Source organism: Pedobacter psychrodurus, from assembly GCF_004331735.1.
Lineage (GTDB): Bacteria > Bacteroidota > Bacteroidia > Sphingobacteriales > Sphingobacteriaceae > Pedobacter > Pedobacter psychrodurus.
The window spans coordinates 37,947-57,842 of record NZ_SJSO01000012.1 but is presented as its reverse complement, the minus strand read 5'-3'; the positions used below and the strand labels follow the sequence as shown (position 1 = coordinate 57,842).

The following is a 19,896-nucleotide window of genomic DNA, read 5'->3' as shown; positions in this document are numbered from 1 at the left end:
ATAGAACTATGTTATTAAGGACAATTATTTTCGCCTGTTGCGTTTCATTATCAGTATCGTTATCAGCCCAAACCAGAGCCCGTAAAGTGGTCTATGTAATCGCTGATGGCATCCCTGCCGATGTGATGGAACGCTTGGACTTACCGAATTTTAAAAAGATCATCTCAGCGGGATCATATTCGCGCATGCATGTGGGTGGCGATAAGGCAAGTTATAATGAAACACCAACCATATCTGCTGTTGGTTATAACAGTTTGCTTACTGGCACCTGGGTAAATAAACATAACGTACCCGATAATGACATTAAGGCGCCCAACTACAATTATCAACACATTTTCAGGCTGTTTAAAAATCAGTATCCCGAGAAAAAAACGGCAATTTTCTCCAGCTGGACCGATAACCGGACTAAGTTGCTTGGCGATGGGCTTCCTGAAACTGGCACCTTTAAGCCCGATTTTGTAGCCGATGGTTACGAGTTAGATACGATTCGCTTTAAACATGATAAAAATTCGGCCTACATGCACCTTATTGATGAGGAAGTGGTTAAGCAGGCCGCCAACACCATTCATGGTAAAGCACCTGATCTTTCGTGGGTATATCTCGAATATACAGATGATATGGGGCACCGTTATGGTGATAGTCCTGAGTTTTATAATGCCATCCAAATGTTGGATAAACAAATGGGCCAGATTTGGGATGCCATTACTTACCGCGAACAGAAATTTAAAGAAGATTGGTTGATCGTAATCACCACCGATCATGGACGTGATGAAAAAACTGGTCGCGGACATGGCGGTCAATCTGATCGTCAACGTTCAACCTGGATGGTGAGCAATTATAAAAACCTGAATACTTACGCCCAGTACTTCGATCTTGGTGTTGTAGACATCATGCCGTCAATCGCCCGTTATCTCCATGTAAAACTACCTGAAAATGTAGCTCAGGAAATTGATGGCACAGCATTTATCGGTCCGGTATCCATATCAGGATTAAAAGCAAATTATGTACAAAATCATCTCGACATTAGCTGGAAAGCACTTGAAAAGAAAGGAAAAGTAAAAATTTGGCTGGCAACAAGTAATAACTTTAAAACAGGTGAAAAGGATAATTACCATCTTTTGGCCGAGGTTGATGCTAGCCAGCAACATTATTTTGCCGATCTTAAGGATTACCCTTCGACTTTTTATAAACTACTACTTGAAGCACCAGATAATATGCTTAATAAATGGATAAGCATTAAATAATTAGTTTCATCTCTAATTTCCAATACCTTATCACCCTTAAGCCCAATAGCTGATCGTTTAAGATCGGATATTGGGCTTTTTAATTACCAATGGCACTTATCAAATTCGCTGCAAACTGTTTCAACTTAGTATGGCGTATTAAATAATTGAAAGAAATAATACCCAAAAATGCGCAACTTAATCCAGCCAATACATCAAGCGTATAATGATGGCTGGTATAAACGGCCGAAAACCAGATTCCGAGCATTACGGTAAAAAAGAAAATATTGATTTTCCCCAGCCGGTTTTTTAAACCATAATAAACAACAATAACCGGGTACGATGAATGTAGCGATGGCATAGCCGCAAATACATTAGAACCTTTGCTGTATATCCCATGAAAAAGTGTAATGTTAAAATAATGGTCAAACCGGGCCAATCCAGCAGTATTACCAGCAGTTTTCGCGATAAATTCGAAGCCATGTTCCTGCACATACCATGGTGGTGCAGCCGGAAAAGCATAATAAACCACAAAACCCAACAGGTTTACCCAAACAAAAGTGAGCGAAAACTGAACAAACTGTTCTTTATTCTTAAAGAAAAGATAAGTAGCGAATGCTAAAGGAACGGGCACCCACATCAGGTAGAAAAACCCTGTCAATACATCAAAAAATGCAGTACTGTTTATTTTCCAATACTCGTTAGGTGTAAGTATTAAGCCATGGTAGTTAATGCCGAAAGTATTTTTTTCAAGGTCATACAAATCTTCAATATGTACCGTATTAAAAAGATAGTTTGGAAAAGCTTTCATGTAATCAAACAGGATCCAGTAGACGATAAAGATTGAAAAGCCAAGAATAAATCGCCTTGTTCCCGCTGAGATGAAAAATAATGCATTAAAAATAAAAATCAGTACCAGCTGATCGATTTTAAAGCCGACTAACAATATAGACAACAAGAGATAGCCAACAGAAATAGCAGCTGTTAGATAAATATTCCGAAGATTATAAAAACTGTTTTTAAGCAATACCTCTTGCTGCATGTTATTTTTTATCAAAATTAGACCTAAAAACATGGTCCCAAAAAGTCCAGCTTACCCCATAACCCTTGGTCGAATCGGAATAATGGTGAAGCATATGATGCTGTTTTAGCTGTTTCCAGAAACCACTTTTAAAACTGGCATGGTGAAGTGCATAATGCACCATATCGTAAAATAGGTAGCCGATCATAAAACCGGAAAAAAATGGATAAACCACGGTATCGGGCAGTAACCAATCGAAAAGAAAGTAAAAACCCAGAGCCATAGGCATACTGGCCGAAGGTGGCATGACTAACCTTTTCGCATCGTTAGGGTAATCGTGGTGTACACCATGAAAAATAAAATGGATTTTCTTGCCCCACTCCGCTTCTGGTTCGAAATGGAAAACGTAGCGGTGCAGGAAATATTCGGTGATTGTCCAGATGGCCAGACCGAGTAAAAACCAACCTGCAAAGCTCAAAACTGGCATTTCGATTTCCACAATTGCTTTCCAAAAAAGAAAGGCAATAACTGGCACATACACGATCAACGGCACATAAAACCGAACTTTTGATAAACCCTCTAAAAAGTCATTCTTAAACATCCTGATGGATGCGGTGGAATTTGAAACAAAATTCTTTTTCATTGGTAAAATTATTTAAACTGGTCTTCGGTTTATCCTTTGGCCGTCATCTCGACTGAAGCGAAGCGGAATGGAGAGATCTATCGAGTTAGATTTCTCGGCTACGTTGCACTTCGCTCGAAATGACGTGTAGAGAGGACTCCGCTCAGACTGACATAACGATATAGATTTTAATAAAAGGGTCGTCATTGCGAGGCACGAAGCAATCTTAAGACGATCGCTATAACCTACAATTTAAGATTGCTTCGTCGGCTGAAAAAGCCTTCTCGCAATGACGAACTTTGTGAGAACGCCATCCGCATTACGCCCTCCGCTACACCTTAATCCTTTCAACTAACACCTTTGAAGGCTCCGAAGCATCCACCCCTTTTATCTCTACATATTTTACATTCGGAAACCAAAATGTACCGCCTTCAATTCGAAGGAATATCCGTTCTAATTGCATTTTTTTATTGTTGATCGTGACAAAAACATGGTATTTTTTATCTACACCAGATTTATTCAGGTACATGGGCAGTTTTTTATGTGAGGTAAACCGCAATTCGAACTGCCCATTACCCAAATTTTTGCTGATAATGCCATATGCAAATTTCCGTTGGATATAACTCAGTTCTCTCTTTTCGCCTTTATCTCCATAGCGCATCCAAAATACATTTACGGGCTGTTCTTTATTTACTTCGCCATGTTTATCTATGTTTAACTGGCAGATGATGGTATTGGTATTCGGATCGCGTTGTAAATAAAATAGTTGATTGCTGATGCCCTTTGGCGTTGGAAAGTTAATTGGAGAAGGATCGGTGCCCTGCGCTTTTGCGTTAAGAGAAAACATTCCACTTAATCCCGTCAACACTAGACCCGCAATCAACGCAGCTTTGTTATTTCCTTTTCGCTCATTAAATTCTTGCGCTTCTAAGCCTTTTTTCGCCTCTTGTAAGCGTTTAACAGCTGTGATATTGGTTAATACGGCCATTATCGTAATGGGTATGGTAAAAATAGACATCGTTTCGAAAACATGGAATGAAATGCCTGGCACATAAACCTTATAATCGCCTCCTATAAAATGGCCTGCAATACCACAAGCAATCGCAAAAACGCCAATGGTTACCACACGTTCTGGCCGCTGCATTAAACCGCCCTTACACTCCACGCCCAAACCTTCGGCCCTTGCGCGAGTGTAACTCACCATCATTGAGCCAATGAGTGCGATAAATGCGAACAACGAACTTAAGAAATAATGATGTGCCACCAGGTAATAACAGATCCCCAAAAACATGATCATTTCGCTATAACGGTCGAGTACCGAATCGTACAAGGCGCCAAATTTCGAACTCATATTCCCCAAACGGGCCACCTGACCATCGAGCATATCGAACAGACCAGCAAAAAGCACTAATGCGCCTCCCCAACCGATATAAGACATATCGCCACGGTTCGATTTTTCGGCACCCAATACAAAAATCACAGCCACACCAACATTTAGGATTAACCCTATGGTTGTTACCGCATTAGGTGTTAAACCTATTTTAATCAATCCTTTTACAAAAGGGTTGATTACTTTATATATGCCCTGTTGCAGGCTGTCTCTTAATTTAGTCTCCATAGCTTTTTCTTAAAAATCAAATTTTACCCTTGCCCTTATTCCCCATTCCGAAACTTCTGGATTGTTGAGGTAGTTGAAACGCTTTACCAGATCTACCCTTAATAATTTAAAGATGTTACCAACGCCAACACTGCCTTCCATGTAGGGTTCATTGCCCAAAGCATAAGTTCTCTGTGCACCGTTTTCGTAAATGGGAAGCTGATACAATCCTGATTGAAAATTTGGATTATTTTCATTCCGCAGACCACCATATAAGGCTTTAAAGGACACCACTTCCCTCAATTTTAATTTTTTGATCAAAGGCACTTTATTAAAAAAGAAGCCATTAAAATTGTGGTCTATGTTAATGCTCACATAATGATCGCTTACAAATTCGAGGAAGTTCATCAGGTTGTACGAATTGAGCTGATAGGCATAAGTTTGGTTGGCACGGTGTATAGCCAATAATGGAAAAGGCACTTTTCCGGCGATATAACCTCCTTCGAAAGTTACATCACTATAGCCTAACTGCGATAGATAGAAACGTTTATCGATGCTTCCCATTAAGTTATGGTAATTGTATTCGCCACCAAAAACACCTTTTAAACCTGCAGTATAGCGTAAATTAAATACGGGATAACGGTCGGCAATGGGCACACGGTATATTTTTCCCTGATAAAATTTCTCATTTGGTGCGTACCTGAGTTGCAAAGAAATTTCGCTGGTAGTTAACCTGTTAACAGATTGATTTGCTGCATTAAGATAATTGAGTCCACCGGCAGGCGTTTGAGTCCACTTTTTAAAACCAAGGTTGTAAGAAAAGTGATTTTCGAACTCTTTAACATAATCTAAGCGGTAAAAATCGTTATACAGCAACATATCGTTTACGCCTCTTTTAAATGAGAGCAGAAAATTATCTTCCTGCACAAACTGTAGCTCTTGCCCAGGAATTTTGGTATCGCGCTGAAAACTCGCCCTAACGTAGTTCTGAGGGAATTCGTAGATTGATTTATTGTTCAGCGAATAAGTTCCGGAAAGGAAAAACTTCCATTTCTCATCTTTAATGCCATAGGCTAAGTAATTTTCGAAATAATAGCGTTTACTGAGCTCGGGCGTTGTTCTTCCTCCAACTCTCAACCTTAAACCTTCTACATTATTAAAGCTGTAAAATGTATTTACCGGACCAATTTCATAAGGGCCTAAATTCTGATAGCCTGCAAATAAAAGGGTAACAATTCTCATGGTCCGCTTAAAAGATGGCAGATTTTGCAGGGTATCGATATTGCCATAAATCTTCAACTGATCCTTCGAAATAGTATCCAGTCTGTTTTTCTCCCAAAAATTATTGTCTTTTTTAGCAGCATCCGCCAGCACAACGGTATTTTTCCCCTGAAAAATAGTATCGGGCAAAACCGTATCGAACTGGTAATTTTTATAGGTAACGCTACGTTCGCCTGTAAAGCCTATGCCTTTGGTTTTGCCAATGCCGAAATCGGCCAATAGATTGCTTTTGCTTAAACTGTATTTTCCTTTATCGTTGGCTTCAAAATCGAGATCGACTTTTAGCGCACGAACAAAGTTGAGGTTAATGTTTTTGTTTACACCAAAGGAAACGCCTGTAACCGCATAATGACTGTCGTTGGTTACATAAATCTTTCCCTCAAATAACATATCGTTTGTATTTCGGGGCGTAAAAGACAGCTCAATAATTTGAGGTTTTTGATTTTTTAGCGTATCGGTAATAAAAAACTTATAAAAAGCAGGTGCACCATCCGAAATCGGGCTTAAAAATTCATTACTGATGACCGAAATATTGTTTTTATAGATATCAATATCCTGGTACATCCTATCGAAATAGGTTTTCATTCCCTTATTGTCGATGTAGCGGCTATCAAAATTGACCTGTTTTTCGGCAATTACAACCGTTTTATTCTTTTCAGGTGTTTTACTGAGGTAACTATCTGAAAGTTTTTCTTGAATATAAACTGGAAGGAGGTTTTTCCCTCCGATCAATGTCGAATCCTGTTCCTGAAACAAAAACTGATAATTCCTGAACATCTTTTTGTTCTTAAACTTATCCGATACATTACTCAACGAGAACAACATTTTTTCATATTGCCTAAAAGACACGGTGTTGTAGCTCTTAATGCGGTTTTCTTCCTTATGGGCAATTACCTGTCGGATCAATTCTACGGCTGGATTATCCTTATTGCGGTATTTTATCTTTTTACCACCTACGATGATCACTTCATCAAGTGCCCTCGAATCGGGTACCAAAGCAAGATCAAGTTCCTGCGTTGCAGATGGCATAATATTTTTAAAAACTACCCGATAGCCCACGTAATTAAAACTGATTTCATTTTGAGGATCGGGAGAAACCAATGTGTACTTTCCGTTTACATCGGTTTGTATGCCTATTTTGGTATCTTTAAAGAAAACAGAAACATTAGGCAGGGTTTCTTTGGTAACCGCATCGCGCACTATGCCCGATACGACCGTTCTCTGGCCAAAAGCATTTACCTGCAAAATAAAACTGAGCACCACGAGTAACAAAAATGAATAGATCGGTTTCATTTAACTTGAAAAAATAAACTGCTTTTGCATGATATAATTATAGCTTATCCCAGTTAAAACCGAGCTAAGTACTTTAGCGAGTACGTAATTGAGATTAAAAAAGTGGGTGAGGATAAACACACCCGTGGTTACGATAATCAGATTACCTGCCCATACCAAAATGTATTTTAACATCTGCCATTTAATAGCTGTAGATTCACTTTCGAAAACCCATTTCCGGTTCACATAAAAATTAACCACTCCACCCGTAACCGTACCGGTAATGCTTGCCGCCAAATACCACCAACCAAAAAGATTTACGGCAATAATGGTCACACCGAAATCTGTTGCCGAGGCCACTAAGGATGATGCCTGTGCTTTTAGATAAGTGAACATCATGGTTAAAACAATTCTAAAACAACAAGCAGTTGCAGAATAACATTTGCATAAATCCCAGCCAGTACATCATCGGCCATTACACCCCAACCACCCGGTAACGCTTCGAGTTTACGGATGTAAAGTGGCTTGAGTATATCAAAAAACCTAAAAAGAACTAGCCCTATTAGGGTGTATTCCCACTTTAAAGGCACAAACAATAGGGTGATGCACATTCCTGCCACTTCATCAATCACCACCCTTTGATGGTCTTTTCCCCAAATCTCTTCCACCCGATCGGCACTCATCACCCCCAACATTACGATGAGCATAGTGAAGAGCACCGGCCATAAATAAGGGTTGGTATAAGGGCTCTGGAAAAGATGCCAGCAGATGCAGGTTGCTATAGCAGCATAAGTACCTGCGCCCTTGCCGATATACCCGATTCCCAGAGCCGTTGAAAGAAATTTGTGGATAAACACTATACTGTTTCTATCAGTTCTTCTTCATAATCCTGGCCTAAATGGGTGATCAATTCTTCGCCCATAATGTAACGTAAGGTATTCTGAAGTTTCATTAACTGTTTAAAAATGTCGTTTTCTGCTGGTACACCTAGAATTGTCTGTGGCGATTTCAAGTAGAATGATAACCATTCCTGAATGCCTGACATATTTGCGCGTTTGGCCAGATCGATAAACAAAGCAAGATCCAGTACAATTGGCGCAGCTAAAATCGAATCGCGACAAAGGAAATTAATTTTGATCTGCATTTTGTAGCCTAACCAACCGAAAATATCGATGTTATCCCAGCTTTCTTTGTTATCACCGTGAGGCGGATAATAGTTGATCCTGATTTTGTGGTACATATCTCCATACAAATCAGGGTTAACATCTGGTTTAAAGATATCTTCCAATACCCCCAGTTTCGATACTTCTTTTGTTTTAAAGTTATCCGGATCATCTAATACAAGGCCATCGCGATTACCCAAGATATTATCAGAAAACCAACCATTTACACCCAACGAACGTGCTGCTAAACCAGGTGCTAAAATGGTTTTCATCAAAGTCTGACCTGTTTTAAAATCTTTACCAGCAATTGGGGTATCGGTTTCTTTAGCCAGTTCAATCAGTGCAGGAATATCGACGGTTAAGTTTGGTGCACCGTTAGCGAAAGGAATTCCTAATTTTAATGCAGCATAGGCATAAATCATACTTGGCGCAATGCGTAAATCGTTGTCTCTTAAACCTTGCTCAAATGCAGCAAGCGATTCGTGCACTTCTGATGCTTCGAAATAAATTTCAGTAGAACCACACCAAACCAATACAATACGGTCGCAATTATTTTCTGCTTTGAAGTTTTTAATATCTTCCATTACGGCTAAAGCCAGTTCGTAACGGTTATCGATATCTTTTACATATTTACCATCCAGGTTTTTTACATAATTTCTGTCGAAAGCAGCACGCATTGGCTTAATGGCCTGTAATTCTTCACGTACATCACGTAAAAGGTTAGCATCTAACACACGGGCATTCATTGCTGCTTCGTAAACGTTATCCTCGTATACATCCCAGCCACCGAAAACTAAGTCTTCAAGACCAGCTAAGGGCACAAAATCTTTAATTTTTGGTTGTTTGTTTTCAGTTCTTTTGCCCAAACGGATAGTACCCATCTGTGTTAACGAACCGATAGGTTTCGATAAACCCTTTTTAATTGCAGCAACTCCGGCAATCATTGTTGTTGCTACAGCGCCTAGTCCTGGCATTAATATTCCCAGCTTGCCTTCAGCTGCTTTTACTTGTTGTTTCATTGTATTTTATTTAAAATCTTATAACCAATTGTTTTTACGGTACCAGTTTATGGTTTCAGTAAGGCCCTGTTCGAGCCCGAATTGGGGCACAAAACCAAAGTCGTTCTGAATATTTTTAATATCACAGCCCCAGTTCAGGGCGGTGAGTTCTTTTATTTTATCTACGTTTAAGGCAGGTATTTTATTAAATACGCCATACAAGCGTTCCATCGACCAGGCAAGGCTTTTAATCATTTGCACAGGTACATTCACAGTCACTGTTTTTTTGTTTAAGGCCTTACGTACATGTGCAGCTAGCGCAGAACGGTTATAAACTGCCCCATCAGAAATGTTATAACTTTTGCCAACCACATCAGATGCGAGTGCTTTTACAATAATATCGGCCAGATCAGTAGCATATACAAAACTGAGTTCCTGTTCTTGCTTGCCGATATACAGTTCGAATCCTGCTTTAATCGTTTTAATCAATATGAAAATGTCTTTCTCCCTAGGACCATACACTGCTGTTGGCCTGAAGGTAATTAAGGGCAAATTTGGGATCTGAGCCAAATACGTTTCTGCAAGTGCCTTGCTGATCCCATAATTGGTTACCGGATTTGATGCCCCCTTATCGGTTAGTTTTTCATTTTTTTGATTTAAAGGCCCCAGTGCAGCCAAACTGCTGATAAATACAAATTTCTTTATCACATGTGTCGATTTGGAAGCCGCGAGCGCCAGATTTCTGGTGTAAATGGCGTTTACCTGGTTGTAATCATCAAGTTTTTTCGCCTTTGTTACGGCAGCTGCGTGAACGATATAGTCGTATTTTTTTTCTTCTATATTTTCTTTTAGCAGGTAGATCGAAGAAAGATCAAGATCCACGTAGTTGATCGGAAAATCTTTAAGATGATCTACACTGGCTGATTGACGAGCATTTGCATACACCTCAAGATCGTTCGCCAAGGCAGATTCAATCAAGTGATAGCCCACAAACCCTGTTGCCCCTGTTATCAATACCCGCTTTTTCATATCACTTTCTCCAAAATCCTGTATTTTCGGTATAACTCCCCGCCAATATCTTCAATAGGTTTATTAATCATATCATTATGATCTAAAGTCCAGCTGGCCTCTGCATATTTCATGTTTTTGGCCTTGAAATGTTTGATGATCCGGCCGTAAAGACAAGCTTCAATTCCCATTTTACGGTAACCATCTACTACACCAAGCAATAAAATCCTGATGCCATCAATTTTCTTTTTATTGGCTAAAAGTTTGATCAAACCAGTAGGAAACAACCTTCCGCGTTTAATCTTGATCAGGATCTGGTTGATATCGGGTATAGCCAGTGCAAAACCTACAATCTTGCCATGCTGCTCGGCCAGGATGCAAAACTCAGGGTCGAGAATCAGTTTTAAATCATTTGCCGTATAGTCAAACTCTTTATCTGTCATCGGTACAAAACCAAGGTTTTTATCCCATGCTTTGTTGTACACATCTCTTACCGCGTTGCACTCTTCCTTGAATTTCTTCATGTTGATTTTGCGGAGTACAATGTCATTGCGGAGCAGCCGTTCTTCTATCCTATCCAGCAGCTTAACCGATCTTTCACTATAGTTACCTGCAGTATAACGGTAGGCCCTTAAATCTACATTTTTCTGAAAACCTGTCTGTTCCAAAAGCGGCAGGTAATATTGCGCATTGTAGGGCATCATGGCTACAGGAGGTCCATCAAAACCTTCTATTAACAGCCCACAAACCTCATTGGTCGAAAAATTTACAGGCCCTAAAATTTTCGTCAATCCTCTTTCCGTCAACCATTCCTGTGCCGCACCCAAAAGCTCATTAGCCGCTGTTACATCATCAATACAATCGAAAAAGCCAAAGAAACCATCATTTCCGCCGTAAACTTTATTGTGGTTAGTATTGTTAATTGCGGCAATTCGCCCGACTATTTTACCATCATCATAAAGCAAAAAAAGCTGTATCTCTGAATGTTCGTAAAAAGGATGTTTGCCAGGGGTAAGCAGATCACGCTGTGCAATAAAAAGTTCCGGAACATAGTTTACATCGCCAGCATACAATTGATGCGGGAAATCTACAAACGCCTTTAGTGCTTTTTTACCAGAAACCTTTACCAGTTCTCTCATGATTGGCTTCCTACTAATTCTACGTTAACGGCCTTAAATGCTGCACTTAGTTTTGTTATGGCTGATTCAATCTGATCGAAAGTATGCGTGGCCATTAAAGAGAATCTAATCAAAGATGAATCTGAAGGCACAGCTGGCGAAACTACCGGGTTTACAAATACCCCATTTTGCTGAAGGGTATTGGTAATCATAAAGGTTTTGGTATTATCGCGAATGTAAATGGGAATAATCGGACTGTTGCTGTGCCCGATATCGAAACCTGCGTCGAGCAAAAGTTTCTTTGCATATTCTGTATTGGCCCAAAGTTTATCAATCCGTTCAGGTTCCGATTCGATAATATCCAATGCAGCAATCACACTTGCTACAGCAGATGGCGGCATACTTGCACTGAACATCAGTGAGCGGGCACGGTGCTTAATATATTCTATCGTTTCGGTATTACCAGCAATAAAACCACCTAATGAGGCCAGTGATTTGCTAAAAGTGCCCATAATCAGGTCTACATCGTCGGTAAGATTGAAATGTGATGCCGTTCCCGATCCATTAAAGCCAATTACACCAAGGCTATGTGCATCATCCATCATAATATTGGCGCCAAATTCGTTGGCAATATCTACCATTTCAGGAAGGTTAACCAGATCACCTTCCATACTGAAAATGCCATCAGAAACAATCAATTTAGCCGAATCTTCGGGTAACCTGCTTAATTTACGGCGCAGATCCTGCATATCATTATGCGCATATTTAATTGTGCGCGAAAAGGCCAAACGGCTTCCATCAATAATAGAGGCATGATCGTACTCATCCAGCAACAGATAATCGTTACGATCTAATAAACAGGATATTACCCCTAAGTTAACCTGAAAACCAGTGCTAAAAAGTACTGCAGCTTCTTTACCTACATACTCGGCCAATCGGTTCTCTAACGTGAGGTGAATATCGAGCGAACCGTTCAGAAATCGTGACCCCGCACAGCCTGTTCCATATTTTTCTATAGCTGCTTTGGCGGCTTCTTTTATTTGGGGATGATTGGTTAAACCTAAATAGGAATTTGAACCAAACATGAGTACCTTTTTTCCATTTATAACCACCTCGGTATCCTGGCCAGACTCTATCGACCTGAAATAAGGATACAATCCCTTTTCTTTTATCACCGCCGCATCCTTAAAAGAGGCAATTCTATCTTGTAATTTTTTACGCATGCTGAACACTTATATTCTTCAGTTTTTTAAAACCCTGGTCTGAAAGTTTGGCCTGCACCTGAATACTACTTGTGGAGATTAAAATCAACTATATAGATTAAGGCCGTATTAACCAAACGATTTGATAACACAATTTTAACGCGGAATTGAAGCCAAAAAAAGGTTCAAATGTGGGATATATTGGTCAAAAAGTTGGATTGGCAAAATGTGACATTCAGATGAATTGACTAATTGACATTCTGACTTTTATTATAAAATAGTAAAACAATAAAAAACAGGCAAAACAGCATAATAAATAACATAAATTACTGTTTTTAAGTTAATTAAAATATTATATTTATTAATCAAAAGATTGAAAATTAATCAGGAATTAGTCATTTTAGAAAAATGTTATTGCAAAATTCATTACGAACATTACATTTGTCACAGCAAAATCCGACAGATAAAAGGGCGAAAAACCATCCACAACCGAATGGCTAAAATTGTAGTGCAAAAGATGATCGAATCTGTTAAGAAATTATTAAAAAACGCTGATCGATTTTATGCAACAAGAGTTACTCAATAAAACTTTTTCAGAAAAAAACCATGAGGAAGCGCTTTCTTTAAATGATGGCTTAATGGCGAAAATCCACCATAGTAGTGATCCGCATTATTGCAGTTCGGAACCTTTCCGCGTATCGAGTTATGCTTTAATTCTGATCACAAAAGGGAAGATGAACCTTCGGATAAATTTTGTAGAGCACGTATTAAATCACAGAGATATTCTACTCATTTTCCCACATGCCGTTTATGAGATTAAGGATAACAGCGATGTTTCTTTCATCAGTATCCATTTTAACAAAAGTTATTTAAAAACCAAGGGGGTATTCTTTAATAGCGGAGAAGCTTACAGAATGTTCCAGAACGATCCTACTCATAAATTTTCATTATCAAAAGAAGAATATACATTCATTTACTATGATATGCTTGCCCTGCACAAAAAGCTGAATGTATCTAAAGATACCCCGCAGATTAAAAACATTGTGCATAATAGCTTCCTGGAACTGCTATATGATCTCTTTCTGCTAAAAAACAAACAGAAAGACCCATTGCCTTTTGTTCACGATAGCAGGACAGAACTCACCAATCGTTTTTTATCGCTGGTATCAGAAAACTTTAAACAGGAAAAGCGTGTAATTTATTATGCCAACTGTTTACGCATTACACCGAGGCATTTATCGCAGGTTGTTAAACAGGTAACCGATAGAACGGCGGGGGCAGTTATTGATGAAATGGTGATCAGGGAAGCGAAACTACTGTTAACCAGCCATGTAATGAATATCTCGGAGGTAGCCATGGAACTTCGCTTTAGCAATTCCTCTTTTTTTGGCAAGTATTTTAAAAAACAGACGGGTATTACCCCGTCTGAGTATAAATTATCGAATAATATTGCGGTATAGCCCAATCTCATCACACTACTACAATAATTTCTTCGAAGCTTCGTCATAAGCAAAAATAACTTAACAACAGATAGAAAGGATGCACACAGATATGAAAATCCGTGTTTATCTGTGTGCATCTGTGGTTAAAAACGCTTAAATTAACGACATTGGTCACCCACCTGCAACGGGAAAGGGTTTATTATACCCATAATAGTAGTACTATCCATGCCTCCTAAACCTGATCAAAGCGGGATGCCGATTTCCTTCAAATTGGCAGAAGCGAGAGCAGGACTGAACCGTCCTAAATGCTCCTGCAATTGCTTTCCAAAAAACAAGTGTTAATGTTATTGATTTATACTAGTAAGTTTTTTCCCCGCGATATCTTCCCATCTATAAAGATGCAGACAGGTAGAGATCTTTAAACTTGATTCATTTTTTTTTTGGAAAGTAGGGATAGTGGTGCTTCGGCTCCCCTAGTCCCGCCCTTTGCTTTATCCCGATAGAAGGAATCGGGGATAACGCTGCCGGTCGGGTTTATTATACCCAAAATAGTAGTACTATTTATGCCTCCTAAAACTGATCAAAGCGAGATGCCGATTTCCTTCAAATTGGCAGAAGCGGGAGCGGGACTGAACCTCCCTAAATGCTCCTGCAATTGCTTTCCAAAAAATAAATGTGAATGTTATGGATGTGCACTAGTAAGTTTTTTACCTGCTATATCTTCCCATCTATAAAAATGAAAGGTTTTATCATCGCTCATGGCCACCAACAAACCGTGCTTAAAATCGTTATTTAAGGGAACTGAAACCACATCAATACCATCCGTTTGGTTGGCTGAATATTTAACCGTGGTTAACAGCGGATGTGGATGAGCAGTATTGGCTTTGGCCACCCGATCGTACACTTTTAACTGTTTAGCACCCTGATCGGATACGATAATATAACCTTTATTCCCTGAAGTTTTATAAATAGCAATACCTTCATTGTCGACAGCAAAATCACCTTGTCCAAAAAGTGCCAATTCTTTATTTCCCTTGGCCGGATCGGCATAATACTTACGTACACCTACCTGCTCATCGCAATAGTAAACATAACCCAGTTCGTTATCAACAGCGATGGCTTCTATTTCCTTCTTGCCACTATACTGGCCGAATTTCCGCACTAAATCTGCTTTAACATTGCCTTTTCCGTCATCTGACAATAGGTATTGCCAAAGATAACTTCCGTTTTTAGGACCCGTTTTACGGCCAACAATAGCATAAATTTTTCCACTAGGATCGGTATACATCGAAATTCCCATCAAATCGCGGTACTCCGCACCAGTTTCGCCTACAAAAACTGGAATTCCGCCATTATCGATTGCTTTCATATCGGGAAGAGAGAATATCCGCAGTTTATGGGTGTAACGTTCTGTTGTTACCGCAATATCTGTTTTTTTCCCAGCCAACTGCAAACCATACGCAATATCAACATTATCTGGTCGCTTTAAGCCTTTTACTGTTTTCGATTTGATGATTTTACCTTTCAGGTCGAAAACATATAAGCCACCACTGGTATCTTTATCGGTACCGATTACCAAAGACTGTGCTGGATCGTTAGGATTTACCCAGATCGCAGGATCGTCTGTATCAAAATCGACTGGATCAGATACATATAAGGGTTTTATTGCTTCACTATTTCCGCTTTGTGTACCTCCATTACATGAAATGGTTAGGCTTAAAACCACAAAGGTGGCAAGATTTAATATATTGTTACGCTTCATTTTATATTTTAGTTCCGTATGCACCAACAAATGTTGATGGTGAGGGTGAGATATAAGTTATACCATTTTTCATTATAATTCCAGCTTGGTGATGACGGGTAAAGTTGGTGATGCCCTTACCCAAAGCTGGTGAGTTGCCTTGCAGGTGAAAATCCCATGCGGTATTAAAATCGGCATTAGTAACTGCTGTGTTTAAAGGATAATTAACAAATTTAGGATCATTTGCTCCAGCAACATTGCTAATTACATCGTTTTTCCCGCCCACAATATCGCCAGTTGGCTGAAACTGATTTACGGTAGCCTGATCGAAACCATAATACCAGTTATTGCTGTAAGCAGAGCGGCTGTCTTCAGGCTTTTTAGGATCCCTTTTCACACCAAAACGAGTATTGGCGAAAAGATTATTATACAAATCGGCACGTACAGTACTTTCCAGCCAGATTGATCCACCTTTCGCCGTTGGTCTTCTCCAACCTGTATTCACCATGGTATTATTGTAAGCAATAATATAGGTTTGTGGCGTTTTATCTCCAGTGTTAGATAATTTTAAAGCATTGGTATTGGTACTATAAACCAAATTATAGGCTATATCTGCCAAACAGCCCGATTTAAAGTTCATGGCCTCTCCTCCTGTTACCCCCGTGGTATAAAACACATTGTTGGCAAAAATAATTCTTCCACCTTCAATATAGGTGCAATCTTCCTGAAAATTTCTGATGGTACTATTTTGAACTACCAACCTGCCCCTGGCATTAGCAAACCAAAGCGCTGGCAAACTTTCGCCTGCAACGGCCTTATAAAGTCCCAATTTAACGGATGTAGAGGCGTCGGAAGTTTTAGCGCCACCATATTCGAGAATGACGTGATCGAGTACCAATTCCTCGCATGTTGGGCCAGCTAAAATACCACCCCAAAGCTTGCCAAACTTGGTTGATGGCTTTTTATAAAAATCGTTTACCGTAAATTTAATAGGGTTCTCTGTGGTGCCTAAAGCATACAAATTGCCTTTAATAATAATTTCTGGCTTCGCAACCGTATCCATTAATACCGTTACCCCCTCTTCAATCGTTAGCGTTTTCCCTTCGGGGATTATAATATCGCCTTTAATTACTTGCGTGCTACCTTTAGCCCAAACTCCAGAAACCTCACCAATTGCCGAACCATCAACAGCGGAGGTATCTACATCTATATTGGCTTTTTCACATCCTGCTAAGGCTAGCACCATCAGGATCATCAATTTAAAAATCTGATTCGATTTCATGTCTTTGTATCTTTAAATTCTATTAATTAAACTTATATCTGAAGCCAACCAGGTAGTTTTGGCCATAATAATCACTTCTGATCAATGTATTTCCGTTTTTAACCAGGTCTTCATTGATATTGTTATTCTCAGGATTTGTCCCTTTTATAAATAATTTTGTTGGCGTATTTAAGATGTTATTGGCTTTTACAAAAACGCTAATGCCACCTTTAAAACGTTTTTCGGCAGATGCATCCATCTGGATGAAACCTTCTTGCCATAAATCGTTATTTAAAAATTGGGAAACCGTGTTGATGCGTGGTCCGGTATAGGCACCAGCAACTTGAACATCCCAGCCCTTTTTTGTGTCTTTAAACAATAGCGATAAGTTGGCAATGTGCGCTGATTGTCCGTAAAGAGGTCGCTCCTGATCAACAGAAAGTGCCTGGATATCGCCTGTTGTACTATTAATGCTTCTTGTGGTTTTAGGGGTTACAATACGCGAATGTGTATAAGTATAATTGGCTTTTACGCCGATTTTACTGAAATACTTGATATAATCTACCTCTGCACCATAATTATTGGCCGTACCAAAGTTTCCAGGTGTGTAATAAATATCCTGTCCGCGAACGGCATCGGCCTGAAAGGTATATTCAATAGGATTTTTTATCCTTTTATAGAAAGCACCAACTAATAACTGCTCGGAAGCACCAGGAAAAAGTTCATAACGTAAATCGAAGTTATCTGCTAAGGCACGTTGAAGGTTTGGGTTACCTCGTTCCTGAAATTCTTCATTTACTACTTTTCCAGGTACAATTTCATAAAAACCCGGGCGGTTAAGGGCTTTGTAATAAGAAGCATGTAATTGCGCTTTTGCACTTAAGAAGTATTTTGCGGTTAAACTGGGCAGCAGATCAGTATAAATCTGATTTCCTTTTGGAAAAGCTTCTCCTGCAGGAAAAAGCAAATTATAACCTTGGTTGGTATGTTCTACTCTTAGCCCTCCTATCACTTCTAATTTAGCTGAGTTATATTTAAACATACCATATCCAGCAGCTATTTTTTCACTTGCATCGTAGGTTAGTGCATTAGCTACTGCACCTGTAGAATTACTTACTACGAGGTTTAAATCTGTATAATTCTGAAAATTTACACCGTATAGATCAAATGCATTTGCTGCACTTGGGGCAAGGTTGTAGTTGTTAAAGAAACTGCTTCTTTGTTTATCGCGGTATAAACCTCCTGCCATAATATCCAGTTTGTGCGCTCCAGCTAAAACCTGGTAAGTCAGATCAAGATATCCTGCTAAATCCTCGTCGGTACTGCGCTCCCACCTGCGGGTAACCGGGTTGGTATTGACCAAACTGGTACGTTTGCTTTGAAAATTCTGCTGTATTCCGTTTAAACTGATACTGGTATTTTCAGGTACATCATTTTTGGCCGAAGAATAAACAGCCGACCATTGTACTTTAAATTTATCATCAAAGAATTTATGGTCGCCATGAAGTGTAGTATTGTAAATCTGTTGCTCCGTTAAACGACTACGGGTATCGTAAACCAATTCGGCATTCCCAGCGGTTGGATTGTAAACCCCATTATAAGTAGTGGTTACAGCATTTCTAACCTGCTGATTTTTTAAGTTAACATATACATTGTACAAGCTGATTTGGTGGTTTTTGTTAAAAACGTAATCAACCTTTCCATGTAAGCCTGTGCGTTGCTGCTGTTCAGAATACTCACGGTAACTTTTGCTGGTAATTTTGGCATAAGGATCGATGCCTACAACTGCGTTATTGTAAAAAGTACTATTGCTGCCACGGTAAGTATTCTGATAACTTCCTGCCAGCACCACCCCGAGTTTATTATCCAAAAAGCGTTTACTTAAGGATAAGCTCCCAATTAAATTAGGCGCAGGATTTTTATATTTATAATCGAGTGTGCCCTTGGTAAAATCGTTCTGCGTAGCATTATAAGCTTTCCCGTTTATTTCATAAGGCGATTTGTAATTAATACCTGAAGCATTGTAACTGGTAAACTTTCTATCGAAAAACAATTGGTTGTAACCTGTAGAAACATTGGCATTTACCTGCAACAAGCCTGGAGCATTTTTCATTACCATATTGATGGCACCTCCAATGGCATCGCCCTCCATATTTGGGGTAAGCGTTTTATACACCTCTAAACGATCGAGTAAATCAGCAGGAAAAAGATCAAGCGGAACATAACGGTATTTATTATCCGGACTTGGAATTTTCACACCATTTACCAAAGTATAATTGTAGCGTTTATCCATACCCCTTAATATGGCGTATTGCCCATCGCCATTGCTATTGCGCTCGATTGAAACACCCGAAATACGTTGCATCACGTTGGCTACTGTTAAATCTGGCGAAATCTCAATCGACCTCCCTGATACAATATTCATCAGCTGTGGGGCATTTTTTTCCAGGCGCCTTGCACCCTGATCAGTAGAGCTAACTGAATTAGACTTGATGGTAATATCATCAAGGCTTTTCGAATCGCTCTCCATGTAGAACTTTAAGTGATCATTATCCTCTTTCAATATGACTAAGGTTTTCTCGATGGTTTTGTAGGTAATGTAGCTTACACTAATTTTGGCTGTACCTACTTTTACATCCTTAAATTCGAAAGTACCATCTAATCCGGTATTTGTGGTGCGCCTTGGGTTTTCTAAAACCACTGTTGCACCTACAATGGCCTCTCCAGTTTGCTTATCGTAAACGTGGCCTTTCAGTTTTGTGGCGTTAGCAGTGCCTGCACAAAAAAGAAGTAAAAACAGAATTTGTAATAATTTATTCATTGTGTTTGGTAATGTCTTTTTATTATCGACGGGACAAAGGTGTATACACCATTTTACACAAAAAAATTATTGAGGTTACATAAAGGCAACACCGTTACAATAGCCATATATCAAAAAGCAACACAA

The 19,896-nt window shown here is 39.3% G+C and carries 15 protein-coding genes; 2 read left to right on the top strand and 13 right to left on the bottom strand.

Annotated features, from left to right (window positions below):
* Nucleotides 1-8 precede the first annotated feature (8 nt).
* Entirely contained in the window at nt 9-1,244 is a 1,236-nt protein-coding gene (locus EZ456_RS15115) for an alkaline phosphatase family protein (protein ID WP_131531490.1), read from the top strand.
* A 79-nt stretch (nt 1,245-1,323) separates the two neighbouring features.
* Here EZ456_RS15115 and EZ456_RS15110 read toward each other — a convergent pair whose 3' ends face one another.
* From EZ456_RS15110 to spt, 10 genes are all read right to left on the bottom strand, one after another.
* Nucleotides 1,324-2,265 (bottom strand): phosphatase PAP2 family protein, encoded by a 942-nt coding sequence (locus EZ456_RS15110; RefSeq protein WP_131531488.1) that lies wholly within the window; start codon nt 2,263-2,265, stop codon nt 1,324-1,326.
* Nucleotide 2,266: 1 nt separating this feature from the next.
* Complete coding sequence (locus EZ456_RS15105; RefSeq protein ID WP_131531486.1) at nt 2,267-2,887, bottom strand: sterol desaturase family protein; 621 nt, start codon at nt 2,885-2,887, stop codon at nt 2,267-2,269.
* Between the two features lie 310 nt (nt 2,888-3,197).
* Entirely contained in the window at nt 3,198-4,484 is a 1,287-nt protein-coding gene (locus tag EZ456_RS15100) for a DUF4833 domain-containing protein (protein ID WP_131531484.1), read from the bottom strand.
* A gap of 9 nt (nt 4,485-4,493) precedes the next feature.
* A complete protein-coding gene (locus tag EZ456_RS15095) occupies nt 4,494-7,037 on the bottom strand; it encodes a DUF5686 and carboxypeptidase-like regulatory domain-containing protein (RefSeq protein WP_131531482.1) in 2,544 nt (847 codons plus the stop codon).
* Nucleotides 7,038-7,415: a GtrA family protein gene (locus tag EZ456_RS15090; protein WP_131531480.1), complete on the bottom strand. Its 378-nt coding sequence runs from the start codon at nt 7,413-7,415 to the stop codon at nt 7,038-7,040.
* 2 nt (nt 7,416-7,417) lie between these two features.
* Nucleotides 7,418-7,873, bottom strand: coding sequence for a phosphatidylglycerophosphatase A family protein (locus tag EZ456_RS15085; RefSeq protein WP_225876552.1), 456 nt, complete (start codon nt 7,871-7,873; stop codon nt 7,418-7,420).
* Nucleotides 7,873-9,198, bottom strand: a complete 1,326-nt coding sequence (locus EZ456_RS15080) for an inositol-3-phosphate synthase (protein WP_131531476.1) — start codon at nt 9,196-9,198, stop codon at nt 7,873-7,875. The genes EZ456_RS15085 and EZ456_RS15080 overlap by 1 nt, the downstream gene beginning before the upstream one ends.
* Nucleotides 9,199-9,216: 18 nt before the next feature.
* Entirely contained in the window at nt 9,217-10,206 is a 990-nt protein-coding gene (locus tag EZ456_RS15075; RefSeq protein ID WP_131531474.1) for an NAD-dependent epimerase/dehydratase family protein, read from the bottom strand.
* Nucleotides 10,203-11,324 (bottom strand): hypothetical protein, encoded by a 1,122-nt coding sequence (locus EZ456_RS15070; RefSeq protein ID WP_131531472.1) that lies wholly within the window; start codon nt 11,322-11,324, stop codon nt 10,203-10,205. Before EZ456_RS15070 ends, EZ456_RS15075 begins: the two co-directional genes overlap by 4 nt.
* A complete protein-coding gene (gene spt, locus EZ456_RS15065; RefSeq protein ID WP_131531470.1) occupies nt 11,321-12,526 on the bottom strand; it encodes a serine palmitoyltransferase in 1,206 nt (401 codons plus the stop codon). The genes EZ456_RS15070 and spt overlap by 4 nt, the downstream gene beginning before the upstream one ends.
* Nucleotides 12,527-13,068: 542 nt before the next feature.
* Here spt and EZ456_RS15060 point away from each other — a divergent pair.
* Nucleotides 13,069-13,965, top strand: a complete 897-nt coding sequence (locus tag EZ456_RS15060) for a helix-turn-helix domain-containing protein (protein WP_131531468.1) — start codon at nt 13,069-13,071, stop codon at nt 13,963-13,965.
* A 664-nt stretch (nt 13,966-14,629) separates the two neighbouring features.
* Here EZ456_RS15060 and EZ456_RS15055 read toward each other — a convergent pair.
* Genes EZ456_RS15055 through EZ456_RS15045 form a run of 3 tightly spaced genes read right to left on the bottom strand, consistent with a single transcriptional unit; the run spans nt 14,630 to nt 19,770 of the window.
* Complete coding sequence (locus EZ456_RS15055) at nt 14,630-15,709, bottom strand: phytase (protein ID WP_131531466.1); 1,080 nt, start codon at nt 15,707-15,709, stop codon at nt 14,630-14,632.
* Between the two features lies 1 nt (nt 15,710).
* Nucleotides 15,711-16,970: a right-handed parallel beta-helix repeat-containing protein gene (locus tag EZ456_RS15050; RefSeq protein ID WP_131531464.1), complete on the bottom strand. Its 1,260-nt coding sequence runs from the start codon at nt 16,968-16,970 to the stop codon at nt 15,711-15,713.
* A 22-nt stretch (nt 16,971-16,992) separates the two neighbouring features.
* Nucleotides 16,993-19,770 carry a TonB-dependent receptor gene (locus EZ456_RS15045; RefSeq protein WP_131531462.1) on the bottom strand — a complete coding sequence of 926 codons (2,778 nt, stop codon included), beginning with the start codon at nt 19,768-19,770 and terminating at the stop codon, nt 16,993-16,995.
* Nucleotides 19,771-19,896: the final 126 nt, after the last annotated feature.

Coding starts and splice junctions, on each gene's coding strand:
- EZ456_RS15080 (WP_131531476.1), bottom strand. CDS start 9,198: ATGAAACAACAAGTAAAAGCAGCTGAAGGCAAGCTGGGAATATTAATG.
- EZ456_RS15050 (WP_131531464.1), bottom strand. CDS start 16,970: ATGAAATCGAATCAGATTTTTAAATTGATGATCCTGATGGTGCTAGCC.
- spt (WP_131531470.1), bottom strand. CDS start 12,526: ATGCGTAAAAAATTACAAGATAGAATTGCCTCTTTTAAGGATGCGGCG.
- EZ456_RS15070 (WP_131531472.1), bottom strand. CDS start 11,324: ATGAGAGAACTGGTAAAGGTTTCTGGTAAAAAAGCACTAAAGGCGTTT.
- EZ456_RS15100 (WP_131531484.1), bottom strand. CDS start 4,484: ATGGAGACTAAATTAAGAGACAGCCTGCAACAGGGCATATATAAAGTA.
- EZ456_RS15060 (WP_131531468.1), top strand. CDS start 13,069: ATGCAACAAGAGTTACTCAATAAAACTTTTTCAGAAAAAAACCATGAG.
- EZ456_RS15075 (WP_131531474.1), bottom strand. CDS start 10,206: ATGAAAAAGCGGGTATTGATAACAGGGGCAACAGGGTTTGTGGGCTAT.
- EZ456_RS15105 (WP_131531486.1), bottom strand. CDS start 2,887: ATGAAAAAGAATTTTGTTTCAAATTCCACCGCATCCATCAGGATGTTT.
- EZ456_RS15115 (WP_131531490.1), top strand. CDS start 9: ATGTTATTAAGGACAATTATTTTCGCCTGTTGCGTTTCATTATCAGTA.
- EZ456_RS15110 (WP_131531488.1), bottom strand. CDS start 2,265: ATGCAGCAAGAGGTATTGCTTAAAAACAGTTTTTATAATCTTCGGAAT.
- EZ456_RS15045 (WP_131531462.1), bottom strand. CDS start 19,770: ATGAATAAATTATTACAAATTCTGTTTTTACTTCTTTTTTGTGCAGGC.
- EZ456_RS15090 (WP_131531480.1), bottom strand. CDS start 7,415: ATGATGTTCACTTATCTAAAAGCACAGGCATCATCCTTAGTGGCCTCG.
- EZ456_RS15055 (WP_131531466.1), bottom strand. CDS start 15,709: ATGAAGCGTAACAATATATTAAATCTTGCCACCTTTGTGGTTTTAAGC.
- EZ456_RS15095 (WP_131531482.1), bottom strand. CDS start 7,037: ATGAAACCGATCTATTCATTTTTGTTACTCGTGGTGCTCAGTTTTATT.